The organism is Blastococcus sp. SYSU D00922, from assembly GCF_054050495.1.
Genome location: NZ_JBJGZL010000017.1, coordinates 23,525 through 37,893 on the forward strand (window position 1 = coordinate 23,525; position 14,369 = coordinate 37,893).

The following is a 14,369-nucleotide window of genomic DNA, read 5'->3' on the forward strand; positions in this document are numbered from 1 at the left end:
CCTCGTAGGCCCGGCCGTCGTTTCCCGTGCATGATCCGTCCACCCCACTGGTGACGGGCAACGACGCCTGCAGCCGATTGGAGCGCCACGTTGCGTATCGGAGTTCCGCGGGAGACCCGCGCCCGCGAGACGCGGGTGGCCGCCACCCCGGCCACCGTCGCCAAGCTCATCGCCCTGGGCTACGACGTGGTGGTCGAGGCCGGCGCGGGCGCCGCGGCCAGCTTCCCCGACGAGGCCTACGCGGAGGCCGGGGCGTCGGTCGGGACGGCGGACGACGCCTGGCAGGCCGACGTCCTCCTCCGGGTGAACGCGCCCTCGACGGAGGAGATCCCCCGGCTGCGCGACGGCGCCACCCTGGTCAGCCTGCTGAGCCCCGGGCTCAACCCCGAGCTGGTCGACGCGCTGGCCGCCCGGCCCATCACCGTGCTGGCGATGGACGCGGTCCCCCGCATCTCCCGGGCCCAGTCGATGGACGTCCTGTCCTCCATGGCCAACATCGCCGGCTACCGGGCGGTCGTCGAGGCGGCGCACACCTTCGGCCGCTTCTTCACCGGCCAGGTGACGGCGGCGGGCAAGGTCCCGCCGGCCAAGGTGCTGGTGGCAGGCGCGGGAGTCGCCGGGCTGGCCGCCATCGGCGCGGCCAGCAGTCTCGGCGCGATCGTCCGGGCCACCGACGTCCGCCCGGAGGTCGCCGAGCAGGTGCGGTCGCTGGGCGGTGAGTACGTCGCCGTCCCCGCCGGCGATCAGGAGGTCAGCGCCGACGGGTACGCCCGGGAGATGGGCGAGGACTTCAACCGGCGGGCAGCGGTGATGTACGCCGAGCAGGCCCAGGACGTCGACATCATCATCACGACCGCCCTGATCCCGGGCCGGCCGGCGCCACGGCTGATCACCGAGGAGATGGTCGCCTCGATGAGGTCGGGCAGCGTCATCGTCGACATGGCCGCCGCCCAGGGCGGCAACGTGGCCGGCTCCGTCCCGGACGAGATCGTGGTGACGGACAACGGGGTCTCGATCATCGGCTACACGGACCTGCCCGGCCGGCTCCCCGCCCAGGCCTCGCAGCTCTACGGCCAGAACCTGGTCAGCCTGCTGACCCTCCTGACGCCGGGCAAGGACGGGCAGCTGGTCCTCGACTTCGACGACGTGGTCCAGCGGGCCATCACCGTGGTGCGGGCGGGCGAGAAGACGTGGCCGCCGCCCCCGGTGCAGGTCTCCGCCGCGCCGGCGCCCGCTCCCGCGACGCCGGCCGAGCCGGCGCCGCCACCCGAGCCACCGTCGCCGAGCCGGCGGTTCGCGCTGGTCGGCCTGGGTGCGGCCGTGCTGTTCCTCATCACCGCGTTGTCGCCGAACGAGCTGATCCAGCACTTCACCGTCTTCGCCCTGGCCGTCGTCGTCGGCTTCTACGTCATCGGGCACGTGCACCACGCCCTGCACACGCCGCTGATGTCGGTGACCAACGCGATCAGCGGGATCATCGTGGTCGGCGCGCTGCTGCAGATCGGCCACGACGACGCGGTGGTGACCGTGCTGGCCTTCGTCGCGATCCTGGTCGCCAGCATCAACGTCTTCGGCGGCTTCGCCGTCACCCGCCGGATGCTGGGGATGTTCACCCGATGACCGCGACCTCGGCCGCGTCGGCCGCCTACATCGTCGCCGCGCTGCTGTTCATCCTCAGCCTGGCCGGCCTGTCCAAGCACGAGACGGCCAAGGCCGGCAACGCCTTCGGCATCGCCGGCATGGCGATCGCGCTGGCCGCCACGATCGGCCTGGCCACGCGCAGCGCCTCGGGCGTGGGCATCGCCCTGCTGGTCGTCGCCATGGTCGTCGGTGCCGCCATCGGCCTCTGGCGGGCCGCCCGGGTCGAGATGACCGGCATGCCCGAGCTGATCGCGATCCTGCACAGCTTCGTGGGTCTGGCCGCCGTGCTCGTCGGCTGGAACGGCTACCTCTCGGTGGAGGCGGACGCAGACGAGCAGACCGAGGTCGCGTCGAACCTGCTCGGCATCCACTCCGCCGAGGTGGTGATCGGTGTCTTCATCGGCGCCGTCACCTTCACCGGGTCGATCGTGGCGTTCCTGAAGCTGTCGGGGCGGATCAAGAGCAACCCGCTGATGCTGCCGGCGCACAACGCCCTCAACCTCGGTGCGCTGGTCGTCTTCGCCGTCCTGACCGTCGTGTTCGTGGTCGAGCCCAACCTCGTGGTGCTGTCGGCGGTCACGCTCGTGGCGCTGGCCCTGGGCTGGCACCTGGTCGCCTCCATCGGCGGCGGCGACATGCCCGTCGTCGTCTCGATGCTCAACAGCTACTCCGGCTGGGCGGCGGCGGCCAGCGGCTTCCTCCTGGGCAACGACCTGCTGATCGTGACCGGCGCGCTCGTGGGCTCCTCCGGTGCCTACCTCTCCTACATCATGTGCAAGGCCATGAACCGCTCGTTCATCTCGGTCATCGCCGGCGGCTTCGGCAACGAGGGCAGCGTCTCGGAGGACCGCGACTACGGCGAGCACACCGAGGTCAGCGCCGAGGACACCGCCGAGCTGCTGCGCGACGCCTCGTCGGTGATCATCACGCCCGGCTACGGCATGGCAGTCGCCCAGGCGCAGGGTGCGGTCGCCGAGCTCACCCGCAAGCTCCGGGACAAGGGCGTGGACGTCCGGTTCGGCATCCACCCGGTCGCCGGCCGGCTCCCCGGACACATGAACGTGCTGCTGGCCGAGGCGAAGGTGCCCTACGACGTCGTCCTGGAGATGGACGAGATCAACGACGACTTCGCCGGCACCGACGTCGTCCTCGTCATCGGCGCCAACGACACCGTCAACCCGGCCGCGACCGAGGACCCGGGCAGCCCCATCGCGGGCATGCCCGTGCTCCGGGTGTGGGAGGCCGAGCGGGTCGTCGTCTTCAAGCGGTCGATGAGCACCGGCTACGCCGGGGTGCAGAACCCGCTGTTCTTCCGCGAGAACAGCAGGATGCTCTTCGGTGACGCGCGGGAGCGGGTGGAGGACATCCTCCGCGCCCTCTGACCAGCGCTGTGACCTTGCCGTGACCCCTGTCCTCCACGGGCCCGGGGGCCTACCTTGGGTGGGTGCGCCCCCACGGAGAAGTGACCGAGGTCCCCCGAGCAGGCGCGTCCGACCACATCTGCTGGGTCTACGACGAGGACGACCAGGCGTTCGACCGCGCCGTGCGGCGTTTCCTCGCCGGTGGCCTCGAGCGCCGGGAGCGGGTCCTGGTCATCGGCAACCGCGTCATCGACAGCATCGGCACCCCGGCCGACGGCTTCGGCGACGCCGCCGCGCTCGCCGCCGACGGCGCCCTGCGCACGCTCACCACCGCCGAGGCCTACGAGGCGGCCGGCAAGTTCGCCCCGGGCAGCCAACGCACCTTCTACGACGACGCCACGCGCCAGGCCATCGCCGACGGTTACACCGGGCTGCGGGTGGTCGCGGAGGTGAGCCCGCTGGCTGAGGACGCCGACCGCCGGGCCTCGCTCGTCGAGTGGGAGCACGTGGCCGACGAGTTCATCGCCCAGCAGTCGGGCTTCACGGCCATGTGCGCCTACAGCAGCCGGCTCTCCGCCGAGGCGCTGACCGACGTCGCCTCGGTGCACCCCCTCGTGCACGCCCCCGCCGCGCCGCCCTTCCAGGTCTTCTTCGACGGGCCGCGCATCGTGCTGAGCGGCAGCGTCGACACCTTCAGCGCCGACCGGCTGGCCCGCGTGCTCGCGTCCTCGCCGGTCGAGGCCGGTGGCGCGGTGCTGGAGCTGGCGGGCGTGGACTTCATGGACGTCGCCGCCTCCCGGGTGATCGCCCGGTGGGCCCGCGACCTGGCCGACAACCGGCAGCCGCTCGAGGTGCGCGGGGCCTCCCACCTGGTGCGGCGGATGTGGGGGGTGCTGGGTCTCGCCGACCTCGCCCCGGTCACCTTCAGCGCCGCAGCGTGACCGCCGTCCTCGGGCGGCCGCAGGCCGCGGTCGAGCACGCGTCCTTCGAGCACGAGGCTCTCTTCTACCGCGACGACGAGGACTTCCTGGCCGGCCTCCTCCCGTTCGTGCGGGAGGGGCTGGAGGACGACGAGGCGGTGGTCGTCGCCGAGCCCCGCGGACGGTTGGACCAGCTGCGCGACGCCCTGGGCGACGACGCCGCCGCGGTGGGCTTCCTCGACATGGCCGAGGTGGGCGGCAACCCCGGCCGGATCATCGGCGTCTGGGACCGGCTGCTCCAGGAGCAGACCGCAGCCGGCCGCCGGCTCCGCGGCGTGGGTGAGCCGGCCTTCGTCGGGCGGCGCGAGGCGGAGTTCCTGGAGTGCCGGCTGCACGAGCTGCTGCTCAACTCCGCCTTCGACGGCGGCGTGCCGTGGCGCCTGCTCTGCCCCTACGACGAGACGCACCTCCCCCGGGCCGTCGTCCGGGCCGCGGTGCGCAGCCACCCGACGGCGGGGACGTCCGCCGGCCGCCGCCCCAGCCCGGAGTACGCCCCCGACGACGTGACGGGGATCTTCGGTGCCGCGCTGCCCGTCCCGACCGACGCCGTCCTCCGCGGCAGCTACGGGGCCGCGGACATCCCCGCCACCCGCCGGACCGTCGCCCAGTTCGCCCGGAGCACCGGCCTGCCGGCGGAGAAGGTCGAGATCCTCGAGCTCGCCGCCTCGGAGCTGGCGACCAACAGCGTCTGCCACGGCCCGGGCACCGGGACCGTCGCCATGTGGGCCACCCCCAGCGCGGCGGTCGTGGAGTTCAGCGACCAGGGGCACCTGGCCGACCCGCTGACCGGCCGGCGCCTGCCCCCGGTCGACCAGGACGGCGGCCGGGGGGTCTTCCTGGTGAACCAGCTCTGCGACCTCGTGCAGGTCCGGTCCACCGGCAACGGCACGTCGGTCCGCATCACGACCTGGCGCTGACCCGTCCCGCGGACGACACGGCGCCCCGGCCGCTGGCCGTCGGCGACGTCGTCGCTGGCTATGCTGCAGGCAAGCGCGTCTAACAGCCGGCTCGCGGGCGGGACAGCTGTCCCGCCGTTCGACACGCCCTGGAACACCCGGGGCGGCGTCGTCCACCGCCGGCGGCATGGTCCGGTGCCACCCACACGGAGCGCAGCAGTGAATCCCCCTGACGGCGACCCCGTCGCCCAGCCGGCTTTCGACGAGCTCGGCCTGCTCTCCTTCGCCGAGCACTCGCTGGAGTCGGTCCTCCAGCGGGTCACGGCCCTGGCCGCCGGCGTCCTGCCCGGCGAGCCGGTCATCTCCCTCACGATCCTCGGCGACAACCGCCCGACCACCGTCGCGGCCACCGGGGACCTCGCGCAGACTCTGGACGAGACCCAGTACCGGCGAGGGGCGGGCCCGTGCCTGTCGGCCGCGTCGACCGGCCGGACGGCCGAGATCGTCGACACCCGGTCGGACGACACGTGGCCGGAGTTCGCCCGCACGGCCGCGGCAGCAGGGTGCGGCAGCGTGCTCTCGTTCCCGCTGCCGACCCGGGAGAAGGTCTGCGGGGCGATGAACGTCTACGCCCGCCACTTCACCGTCTCCGACCGGCGCACGCGGGACCTGGTCTCGCGCTTCGCCGACTACGCCGTCGTCCCGGTCTCGAACATGTACCTGTACGCGAGCGCCGTGCATCGGGCCGAGCACCTCGCGGCGGCGCTGGACTCCCGGGCCGTGATCGACCAGGCCAAGGGCATCCTGATGGAGCGCTACCGGCTCACCGCCGACCAGGCCTTCCAGGCGCTGACCCGGGTGTCGATGGAGACCAACACCAAGGTGCGGGACATCGCCGACCAGTTCGTGCGCACCGGCGCGCTCGGCGGGCTCTGAGGCGCCGGGTGGGCCGCGCGTGACCGCGCCACCACGGGGGCATAGCCGGGGCACGGTCCACGGGACCGCCGGCAGTCCCGAGGGCCCAGGTCCAGTGGTCGAAGCACCGGCCGCTGGGCCGCCTGGGACGCCGGCGCCGACTGCGGTTGCGGCGCGCCGCCTCCTCGCCGACGGTTGCTGACGTGGATCCCTTCCGCGGGCTCGGAATGCCCCGCATCCCCGGGCTGACCGAGCTCATGAGCCTCCTGCAGACCCAGACGGAGGCGCTGGCCCAGCTCCCCCGCACGCTGAGCGATCTCAACGGGACGGTCAAGGAGCTGACCGAGGCCACCACGATGGCGCACGCGACGATCGCCTCCGCCCAGCGGATCGCCGAGCGCCTGGAGGACCTCGTCGACGAGCTCGAGGAGCCGGTGCGGGCCCTGAAGCCGGGCATCGAGCGGGTGGGCCGGGTGCTCGACGACCCGGTGGTCGACACCGTCCCGGACACGCTGCGCCGCATCCAGGAGGACCTGGTCCCGCTGATCCACGGGCTGCGGGTGGCTCAGGACCGTGTGGGGTCGGTGACCGGGCTGCTGCGCCGCCGGCACCGCGACGACACCGACGAGGGGCTCTAGGCCTCGGGCTGCCTGCCGTCGGGAGCCGGCCGCACGAAGTCGCCGACCGCCTTCTCCAGCTGGGCCCAGGTCGCGCTCCACTCGACCAGGGGGTCGAGGATCCGCTCGAAGACCGCCAGCTGCTGGTCGAACGCCTCCAGCTGCGAGCGGATGGCGGAGATCGACTCCCGCTGCGCCCGCACCGTCTGCGCGATCGCGCTCACCTGCGCAGCGCTCATCGCCCCCGGGGGCGAGGGCAGCGCGGGCAGGTGCAGCCGCGCCGGGACGGCGCCGGCGACCGAGCGGGCGCGGTCGGTGAAGCCGCGCAGCTGGTTGACGAACTCGTCGATCGACCGCCCGACCAGCTTGCCGGTCGCCGTCTGGGGCTCTGGTCTCTCCTGCTCACCGGCCATGACCCGACCGTATTACCCGGGCCGGACGACGGCGAGCGGCCGGCACCGGGGTGTCGCGGGTGCCCCGCGGCCCGCTCAGCGGCGACGATGCGAGGACCACCGCAGCGTCGCCCTGCCCTCCCGGGAGGACTTCCATGCTCACCGCCGGACACCGCGTGTCCGTCCCCGTCGTCGTGCTCGCCCTGTCCCTCCTGGCGACCGCGTGCGGGTCGGACGCGCCCACCGGTCCCCGGGCGCAGACGTCGTCCAGCTCCCCCACGACGGCCTCGACCACGCCGGCGGACCCGGTCGAGGTCGCGCTGGCGGGGCTCGACCGTCGGGCGCAGGTCGCCCAGCTGTTCGTCGCCGGCGTGCCGCTGGACGACCTCGGCAGCGGGGACGCGGTGGCGGAGAGCGGCGTGGGCGGGCTCTTCATGGCCGGCCGGTCCACGGCCGCCGCGGAGGAGCTGGCGCAGGTGAGCCAGCGCTGGCAGGCCGCGGCCCCCGGTCCGGGGCTGTGGGTGGCCGCCGACCAGGAGGGCGGCGACGTGCAGACCCTCCGCGGCCCCGGCTTCGAGCGCCTGCCGTCGGCGCTCCAGCAGGGGTCGATGCCCCCGGCCGACCTCGCGGCGCTCGCCCAGGGCATGGGGGCGGCGCTGAGCAGCGCCGGGGTGAACCTCGACCTCGCCCCCGTCGCAGACGTCGTCCCGCCGGGCAACGAGCAGGCCAACGAGCCGATCGGCTACTACGACCGCCAGTACGGCAGCACGCCCGAGGCGGTGGCGGCCGCGGCCGGCACCGTCGTCGAGGGGCTGGGCGGCGCCGGCGTCACCGCCACCCTCAAGCACTTCCCCGGCCTCGGGCGGGTGCAGGCCAACACCGACACCTCCGCGGACGTGACCGACACCGTCACGACCGCCGACGACCCGCAGGTGGCGCTGTTCGGCCAGCTCGCGGCCTCGGCCGCCTCACCGTTCGTCATGGTGTCGTCGGCGACCTACGCCCAGATCGACCCCGACGACCAGGCGGCCTTCTCGTCCGTGGTCCTCATGGGTCTGCTGCGCGGGCGCCTGGGCTTCGACGGCGTGGTCATCTCCGACGACCTGGGCAACGCGGAGGCGGTCAGCGCGGTGCCCCCGGGCGACCGCGCGGTGCGGTTCATCGCCGCCGGCGGCACCCTCGTGCTCACCGTCGACCCGGAGCTGGTGCCCGAGATGATCGACGCCATCCTGGCCCGCGACGCGAGCGACCCGGTGTTCGCCCGCACCGTGGACGCGGCCGTGCGCACCGCACTCACCGCGAAGCAGCGGGCCGGCCTCCTCGAGGGGTGAGTCAGCCGAGGAGGTCGCGGAGCCGCTCGGCGTTGCGGACCGCGTGCCCGTACCCGTCGTTGTTGAAGTAGACGTACACGTCGCGACCGGAGGCGGCCCACTCCCCCACCCGGTCGGCCCACCAGCGGAGGTCGTCCTCGCCGTAGGACCCGGCGTAGAGGTGCGCCGGATCGGGCCCGTGCATGCGGACGTAGACGAACGGCGCGGTCGCGCGCAGGACGCAGGGCAGCTGCGCGCCGCTCATGACGCAGTAGGCGGCGCCGTGCCGCTCCAGGAGCGCGAACACCGCGTCGTCGTGCCAGCTGGGGTGCCGGAACTCGACCGCCACCCGCATCCAGGCGGGCAGCCGCTCGAGGACGTAGGCCAGCCGGGCGTCGTCGCGCTGGTGGGCGGGGTGCAGCTGGAGCAGGAGGACCGCGCGGCGGTCGCCGAGCTCGTGCCAGGCGGAGGTCAGCCGCGGCAGCCAGGGCTCCGGCCCGTAGAGCCGCTTGGCGTGGGTGAGCCCGCGGGGCGCCTTGACCGAGAGCTGGAAGCCCGGCGGCAGCCGGCGACGCCAGCTCGCGAAGCCGGCGTCGCGCGGCCACCGGTAGAAGCTGGCGTTCAACTCGACGGTGCCGAACCGGCGCACGTAGTGCGCCAGCCGGTCACGGGACGGCGTCCCCGGCGGGTACAGGACGCCGTCCCAGTGGTCGTAGCTCCACCCCGACGTCCCGATGTGCACGGCCACGACGACCTGCTACCCCGCTTCTCGAGTGTTCTGCGTGCTCCAGGGGTCCTGCAGCACCCCGGGAGCGGGAGCAACACTCGAGAAGCGGGGATCAGCGGATCAGTACCAGCCGCTGGACTGCGACTTGGCCCACGCGCCGCACGGCGAGCCGTAGGCCTTCTCGATGTAGATGAGGCCCGCGTCGATCTGGCGGTAGCCGTCCGACGTCTTGGCGATGCCGGTGCCGGCCCAGGTGGAGTCGAGGAACTGGGCGATCCCGTACGCAGTGCTGCTCGGGTTCTGCGCGTTCGGGTTCCAGCCGCTCTCCTTGCCCCAGAGGCTCTCGAGGCAGCTGAACTCGCCGGCGCTGCCGACCTTGCTCATCGCGTACTCCTTGTAGGAGCCGGCGGGAGCAACGGCGGCGTTGGTGCCCTGGCCGGGGCGCGCGGCGGCGGCCTCGGCCTCGGCGGCACGGGCGGCCTCGGCGCGGGCGGCCTCCTCGGCGGCGGCCTTGGCGGCGGCCTGCTCGGCGGCGATGCGGTCGAGCTCGGCCTGGACGGCGGCGTCCTGGGCGGCCTTGGCGGTGGCCTGCTCGGCGTCCCGCTCGGCGCGGCTGGCGGCCAGCTGCTCGAGCGAGCCGACGACGTCGCCCTGCAGCTTCTGCGGGGTCTGGGCGCTGACGCCGAGCTGCTCGGCGACGCTGACCGACTGGGGCTGCGCGGCGTCGGCCTGGGCGGGCGGCCCGCCGGCGGTGACGACGCCGACGATCAGCGCGCCCGCGGCGGCGGTCGAGAGGTACAGGGCGGGACGGCGGCCCTTCGCGGGCAGCCGGGTGCCGCGCGCGCGGAGGGCGGCGGCGGACGAGGACAGGGTGGTGCGGATGTTCATGGGGTGCGTGTGCTCCGGATGACGGCGCAGCGGTACGGCCCGCGCTCAGAGGGCGCGGGCGATCCACTGCTGTGTGGCGACGGGCAGCGCGGCGGGCGGTCGCCCGGCGGACCGCATCAGCGCAGGGGTCTCCCGCGCGACGGTCCGGATCGGCTGCTGCGTGCAAGGTCTGCCCGAGGGCGGGCCGTGCTGCTGCTCTCCGTTTCTTCGGTCTCTTCCGTGGCCGCCTACCGAGTTAGCTGACGGATTCGGGCGGGAAGCAGCCCTACCCACCCCGAGCCTGGGCTCGGAGCAGGATTCACCCCAGTACTGCGGTGGGTCCCCGGCTCGCCCGTGTGGTGGGCGACTCGGCGGCGCCCGGCGCGGCCTCCCCCGGTGGGGCAGGAACAACCGGCCGGACCCAGCCAACGTAGCCGCCGTTATCGAGTCGTGACAACGCCGGATCCGAAATCGGCGACGTGATGCTTCTCGCCCCACCCGTCACGGCAGTCTCCAGACCGTCGTCCGCCGAACCTGTGGTCCTTCGGTGTCCGGGACGTCGAACATCGCCAACCGCTGCAGGCGGTCGACCGGCACGTATGGCCGACCGGGGTCGCCCAGGAACACCTCCGCGCCCCGCGCGCGGGCAGCCTCCAGCCACGGCAGGACGCGCTCGCTCATCACGCGGTCGTAGCAGACGTCGCCGGCCAGGACGACGTCGACGACCGGCGGGTCCTCGCCCAGGACGTCGCCGAGCACGGCGATCGGTGGCACCCCGTTGGCCTCGGCGTTCACGGCGACCGCCGCGTGCGAGAACGGGTCGATGTCGCTGGCGCTGACCTGCGCGGCGCCGGCCAGCGCGGCGGCGATCGCGACGAGCCCGCTGCCGGCGCCCAGGTCCAGCACCGACCGGCCGGCGACGACGCCCGGCTGGTCGAGGACGTGCCGGGCGAGGGCCTGGCCGCCGGGCCAGGCGGCGGCCCAGAAGGGCGGGTCGGTGGGCGCCACGCCCCGCTCGGTCTCGATCGCCTCCCACAGCGCGACGACGTCCGCGGCGACGTGCAGGATCACCTCGGGGACGAGCGAGGGCCGCTCCGGCCGGGTGTGGTCGCGGACGAACTGGGCGGGGACGGCGCGGTCGGACGGCACGCCTCCAGTCAACCGGACGCCTCAGACCCCCGGCACCCGCGTGGACCAGGCGGAGAACTGCCCGGCCGGCCGGAAGCCCAGCGCCTCGTTCACCGCCACCATGGGCCGGTTGCCCTCGGAGTTGTAGGTGCTGATCCGGCGCACCGACGGGAAGGAGGCCGCCAGCTCCCGCAGCACCGCCACCTTCATGCGGGCGCCCAGCCGGTGGCCGCGGTGCTCGCGCAGGACGAGCGTGCCCGCCTGCTGTGCCCGGACCGGCACCGACAGCGGGATCTGCAGATCGGTGTAGCCGACCAGGCGGCCGTCGTGGACGGCGCCAGCAGAGACCACCGTCCGGCCGCGGGCCAGGGACACGGCCTCGACCTCCCGGATGCGGGCGCCGTCCCAGTCCTCCTCCTCGACGGGCAGGTCGCCCTGCGGTGCGTCCGTCGTCATCCGCCGGGCGAGCAGGGCGCGGTCCTCGAGCAGCGCGTCGGGAGTGCGGTCCCGCCAGGTGACGACCTCGTAGCCCGCGCCCGCTGCCGTCGCGTCCTCCTCCAGCGCGGCGAGGCGGCCCTCGGGCACCGGCAGGTCGAGGTCGCGCCGGGTCTCCAGCAGGTCGCAGGACCACCCGTGCCGCTCGGCGAACGCGCGGCCGGGGTTGTCCGGCACCGGCTCGTCGACGTCGGCGATGGCCACCGTGCGGCTGTGCGCCGCCGCGAGGGCCAGCGCCTCGGCGAGCAGGGCGCTGCCGATGCCGCGGCGCCGGTGGGCGGGGTGGACGGCGAGGTCGAGGATCGCGACCGACGTGTTGTCGCGCTCGGGCAGGATCAGCCGCAGCGCACCGGCGACCGCGCCGTCGACGACGGCGGCGCAGTGCGTGCCGGTGCGCGAGCCGCCCGCGGTGAGCAGCTCACGGCCGATCGCGACGTGGTCGGCCGCGGGGCGGGGCGGTTCGTCGGGGCGCTCGGCCAGCGAGGCCGCGGCCCAGACGGCGCACCAGTCGGCGAAGAGGGCGTCGTCCGGGCCGAGCTCGACGAGGCGGGAGGTCACCTCCCGGTTCTACCGCCCGGCACAACCGGATTTCAGGCGGCCGGCGGCTTCGCGGGCGCCGCCCGGCGCGCGATCAGCTTCCAGTAGCTACCGGGCGTCAGGCGGACGAGCACGTCCGGGACCTTGGCGCTCCAGCCGATGAGCAGCCGCGGCCGGCGCTCCTCGATCGCCTCGACGATCTGCGCGGCGGCCTTCTCGGGCGGCATGCGCAGGAGCTTGGCGAACTGCTTGCGGCCGGCCTCGTACTCCTCGATCGAGACGCCGGACCCGGTGCGCGCGCTCTCGGCGATGCGGGTCTTGATGCCCCCGGGGTGCACGACGGTGACGCCGACCTCGTCCTCCGCCAGCTCGTGCCGCACGGCCTCGGAGAAGCCGCGGACGGCGAACTTGCTGGCCGAGTAGGCGGCCTGCCCGGCGGGGGCGAAGATGCCGAAGACGCTGGAGACGTTGACCAGGTGCGCTCCGGGGTGCGCCTTGAGCACCGGGAGCAGGGCGTGGGTGAGCCGCACGACGGCCCGGAAATTGACCGCCATGACCCAGTCGAACTCCTCGAGGGTCACCTGGTCGAAGCGGCCGCCGAGCGCGACGCCGGCGTTGTTGACCAGCAGCGTGGTCTCCGGGTGCTCGGCGGCGAGCGTCGCGGCCAGGGCGTCGGTCTGCGCGTCGTCGGACAGGTCCGCGACGTGCGTCGTGACGGTCAGGCCCGGGTGGGCGGCCCGGGTCCGGTCGGCGACGTCGCCCAGCCGGTCCTTGTCCCGGTCGACGAGCACGAGGTGGCTGCCGCGGGCCGCGAGCTGGGCCGCGAGCGCCTCGCCGATGCCGCTGGCGGCGCCGGTGACGACCGCGGTGCCGCCGGCGAACTGGTAGGGACCCATCAGGCGACCGCCTTCTCCGTCGTCGTGGCGGGCACGCGCTGGAACGTCATGCCCTCGTCCTCGAGCGAGCCCCGCCGCATGAGCTGGACGTCGCGGATGTAGTTCTGGTGCAGCCGCCACGGCTTGCGCCGCCCCTGCTTGGGGAGGTCTGCCAGGCTGCGCTGCACGTACCCCGACGACAGGTCGAGGAACGGCTGGTCGGCGCCCTCGGGTGGCGCGACCGGCGTGGCGGAGACGTAGCCCTCGGCGTCGAGGTGGTTGAGCAGCCGGCAGACGTAGCGGTTGACCAGGTCCGCCTTGAGCGTCCACGAGGCGTTCGTGTAGCCGATGACCATCGTGAAGTTGGGGACGCCCGAGAGCATCATCCCCTTGTACGAGACGGTCTTCGAGACGTCGACCCGCTCGCCGTCGAGGCTCAGCGTCATGCCGCCCATCGGGAGCAGGTTGAGCCCGGTCGCCGTGACGATCACGTCGGCGTCGAGGTGCTCGCCGGACTCCAGCTGGATGCCCTTCTCGGTGAAGGCGGCGATCCGGCCGGTGGCGATGGACGCCTGGCCGCGGCGCAGCGCGCGGAACAGGTCGCCGTCGGGCACCAGGCACAACCGCTGGTCCCAGGGGTTGTACGGCGGGTTGAAGTGCGTGTCGACGTCGACACCCGGCAGCTGCTTCTGCGTGAGCCGGCGCAGCAGCTTCTTCGCGGCCGACGGGAAGCGCTGGCTGAACTGGTAGAACGCCGTCGACATCAGGACGTTCTTCCACCGGACGATCGGATAGGCGACCTTCACCGGCAGCTTGTTGCGCAGGAACGTGGCCAGGGGGTCGCGGCCCGGGAGCGCCATGATGTAGCTGGGCGTCCGCTGCAGCATCGTCACGTGCTCGGCGTCCCCGGCCAGGTTGGGCACCAGGGTGACGGCGGTGGCCCCGCTGCCGATGACGACGATGCGCTTGCCGGTCCCGTCGAAGTCCTCGGGCCAGTGCTGCGGGTGGATGATCTCGCCGGTGAACCGCTCCTCGCCCTCGAACGTCGGGCGGAAGCCCTCGTCGTAGCGGTAGTAGCCGGAGCAGACCTGCAGCCACGAGCAGGTGAGCCGGACCGTGTTCCCGCTGTCGGTCCGCCGGGCGGTGACCGTCCAGCGCGCGTCGGCGGCCGACCAGTCGGCCGAGAGCACCTGGTGGTGGAAGCGGATCTTCGAGTCGACGCCGTACTCGCGGGCGGTGTCCTGGATGTAGGTGCGGATCGCCTCTCCGTCGGCGATCGCCTTGGAGTCCTTCCACGGCCGGAAGGCGTAGCCGAGGGTGAACATGTCGGAGTCCGACCGGATGCCCGGGTAGCGGAAGAGGTCCCAGGTGCCACCGATGGCGCCCCGGGACTCGAGGATCGCGTAGGACCTGCCCGGGCACTCCTCCTGGAGGTGGCAGGCGGCGCCGATCCCGGACAGGCCGGCTCCGACGATCAGGACGTCGACGTGCTCGGTGGGCTGCTCGAGGTGCTCCGGGGCCATGCATGTCTCCTGCGTCCGGGCCGGCCGCCGCCGGCGAGGGGTCGGCGCTGAACCCTGCGGCACCGACGTTATCGACGCCCTGTCGAACGAGTCAACAGGGTGTTG

Annotated in this window: 14 protein-coding genes and 1 riboswitch; of the genes, 7 read left to right on the forward strand and 7 right to left on the reverse strand. The window is 73.7% G+C overall.

Annotation, left to right across the window (positions count from 1 at the left end; all coding sequences use genetic code 11):
• The first annotated feature begins 90 nt into the window (after positions 1 to 90).
• The 6 genes from ACI78T_RS18780 (at position 91) to ACI78T_RS18805 (ending at position 6,431) form a co-directional block, all read left to right on the forward strand.
• Positions 91 to 1,620, forward strand: a complete 1,530-nt coding sequence (locus tag ACI78T_RS18780; protein ID WP_456559647.1) for a Re/Si-specific NAD(P)(+) transhydrogenase subunit alpha — start codon at positions 91 to 93, stop codon at positions 1,618 to 1,620.
• Positions 1,617 to 3,023, forward strand: a complete 1,407-nt coding sequence (gene pntB / locus ACI78T_RS18785) for a Re/Si-specific NAD(P)(+) transhydrogenase subunit beta (protein ID WP_456559648.1) — start codon at positions 1,617 to 1,619, stop codon at positions 3,021 to 3,023. Before ACI78T_RS18780 ends, pntB begins: the two co-directional genes overlap by 4 nt.
• 80 nt (positions 3,024 to 3,103) lie before the next feature.
• Positions 3,104 to 3,943 (forward strand): MEDS domain-containing protein, encoded by an 840-nt coding sequence (locus ACI78T_RS18790; RefSeq protein ID WP_456559649.1) that lies wholly within the window; start codon positions 3,104 to 3,106, stop codon positions 3,941 to 3,943.
• Positions 3,940 to 4,899, forward strand: a complete 960-nt coding sequence (locus ACI78T_RS18795) for an anti-sigma factor RsbA family regulatory protein (RefSeq protein ID WP_456559650.1) — start codon at positions 3,940 to 3,942, stop codon at positions 4,897 to 4,899. Before ACI78T_RS18790 ends, ACI78T_RS18795 begins: the two co-directional genes overlap by 4 nt.
• Before the next feature lie 198 nt (positions 4,900 to 5,097).
• A complete protein-coding gene (locus tag ACI78T_RS18800) occupies positions 5,098 to 5,814 on the forward strand; it encodes an ANTAR domain-containing protein (RefSeq protein WP_456559651.1) in 717 nt (238 codons plus the stop codon).
• Positions 5,815 to 5,996: 182 nt separating this feature from the next.
• Entirely contained in the window at positions 5,997 to 6,431 is a 435-nt protein-coding gene (locus tag ACI78T_RS18805; RefSeq protein ID WP_456559652.1) for a hypothetical protein, read from the forward strand.
• Here the strand turns inward: ACI78T_RS18805 and ACI78T_RS18810 are convergent.
• Positions 6,428 to 6,823: a hypothetical protein gene (locus tag ACI78T_RS18810; RefSeq protein WP_456559653.1), complete on the reverse strand. Its 396-nt coding sequence runs from the start codon at positions 6,821 to 6,823 to the stop codon at positions 6,428 to 6,430. The genes ACI78T_RS18805 and ACI78T_RS18810 overlap by 4 nt on opposite strands.
• Positions 6,824 to 6,957: 134 nt before the next feature.
• Between ACI78T_RS18810 and ACI78T_RS18815 the strand changes: the two genes are divergently transcribed.
• Positions 6,958 to 8,133, forward strand: coding sequence for a glycoside hydrolase family 3 N-terminal domain-containing protein (locus ACI78T_RS18815; RefSeq protein WP_456559654.1), 1,176 nt, complete (start codon positions 6,958 to 6,960; stop codon positions 8,131 to 8,133).
• A 1-nt stretch (position 8,134) separates the two neighbouring features.
• On the opposite strand, the gene ACI78T_RS18820 is transcribed toward ACI78T_RS18815, so the two are convergent.
• The 6 genes from ACI78T_RS18820 to ACI78T_RS18845 form a co-directional block, all read right to left on the reverse strand.
• Entirely contained in the window at positions 8,135 to 8,860 is a 726-nt protein-coding gene (locus ACI78T_RS18820) for a DUF72 domain-containing protein (protein WP_456559655.1), read from the reverse strand.
• Between the two features lie 99 nt (positions 8,861 to 8,959).
• Positions 8,960 to 9,727, reverse strand: coding sequence for an aggregation-promoting factor C-terminal-like domain-containing protein (locus tag ACI78T_RS18825; protein WP_456559656.1), 768 nt, complete (start codon positions 9,725 to 9,727; stop codon positions 8,960 to 8,962).
• Between the two features lie 213 nt (positions 9,728 to 9,940).
• Positions 9,941 to 10,080: riboswitch (cyclic di-AMP (ydaO/yuaA leader) on the reverse strand.
• 127 nt (positions 10,081 to 10,207) lie between these two features.
• Positions 10,208 to 10,855 carry a class I SAM-dependent methyltransferase gene (locus ACI78T_RS18830; RefSeq protein WP_456559657.1) on the reverse strand — a complete coding sequence of 216 codons (648 nt, stop codon included), beginning with the start codon at positions 10,853 to 10,855 and terminating at the stop codon, positions 10,208 to 10,210.
• 21 nt (positions 10,856 to 10,876) lie between these two features.
• Complete coding sequence (locus tag ACI78T_RS18835) at positions 10,877 to 11,887, reverse strand: GNAT family N-acetyltransferase (protein ID WP_456559658.1); 1,011 nt, start codon at positions 11,885 to 11,887, stop codon at positions 10,877 to 10,879.
• 32 nt (positions 11,888 to 11,919) lie between these two features.
• Entirely contained in the window at positions 11,920 to 12,762 is an 843-nt protein-coding gene (locus ACI78T_RS18840) for an SDR family NAD(P)-dependent oxidoreductase (RefSeq protein WP_456559659.1), read from the reverse strand.
• Positions 12,762 to 14,264: a flavin-containing monooxygenase gene (locus tag ACI78T_RS18845; RefSeq protein ID WP_456559660.1), complete on the reverse strand. Its 1,503-nt coding sequence runs from the start codon at positions 14,262 to 14,264 to the stop codon at positions 12,762 to 12,764. The genes ACI78T_RS18840 and ACI78T_RS18845 overlap by 1 nt, the downstream gene beginning before the upstream one ends.
• Positions 14,265 to 14,369 lie beyond the last annotated feature (105 nt).

Excerpts from the sequence above, each read along its gene's own strand:
- pntB (WP_456559648.1), top strand. The coding sequence starts at position 1,617 with ATGACCGCGACCTCGGCCGCGTCGGCCGCCTACATCGTCGCCGCGCTG.
- ACI78T_RS18810 (WP_456559653.1), bottom strand. The coding sequence starts at position 6,823 with ATGGCCGGTGAGCAGGAGAGACCAGAGCCCCAGACGGCGACCGGCAAG.
- ACI78T_RS18815 (WP_456559654.1), top strand. The coding sequence starts at position 6,958 with ATGCTCACCGCCGGACACCGCGTGTCCGTCCCCGTCGTCGTGCTCGCC.
- ACI78T_RS18825 (WP_456559656.1), bottom strand. The coding sequence starts at position 9,727 with ATGAACATCCGCACCACCCTGTCCTCGTCCGCCGCCGCCCTCCGCGCG.
- ACI78T_RS18840 (WP_456559659.1), bottom strand. The coding sequence starts at position 12,762 with ATGGGTCCCTACCAGTTCGCCGGCGGCACCGCGGTCGTCACCGGCGCC.
- ACI78T_RS18845 (WP_456559660.1), bottom strand. The coding sequence starts at position 14,264 with ATGGCCCCGGAGCACCTCGAGCAGCCCACCGAGCACGTCGACGTCCTG.